We start from the raw sequence: 255 nt of genomic DNA, 5'->3' as shown, positions 1-255 counted from the left end.
CCCTGCTTTCCCCCGTAGGGCGTATGCGGTATTAGCGCTCCTTTCGGAACGTTGTCCCCCACTAATAGGCAGATTCCTAAGTATTACTCACCCGTCCGCCGCTAGGTTCCAGTAGCAAGCTACCTTCTCCCCGCTCGACTTGCATGTGTTAAGCCTGCCGCCAGCGTTCAATCTGAGCCATGATCAAACTCTTCAGTTTAAAATCAGTAGTGCCTAAAGGACACCAATCTTGGCTCATCAATTTTCTGACAAATT

General features: G+C 49.8%; 1 rRNA gene. It reads right to left on the bottom strand.

What is annotated here, in order from left to right:
• Positions 1 to 199: ribosomal RNA gene (locus E2K52_RS15000) — 16S ribosomal RNA — on the bottom strand; the annotation flags it as partial.
• Positions 200 to 255 lie beyond the last annotated feature (56 nt).

The organism is Acinetobacter sp. RF14B (genome assembly GCF_006864105.1).
In the GTDB taxonomy this organism is placed as follows: Bacteria; Pseudomonadota; Gammaproteobacteria; order Pseudomonadales; family Moraxellaceae; genus Acinetobacter; species Acinetobacter lwoffii_C.
This window is presented reverse-complemented; position numbering and strand designations above follow the sequence as displayed.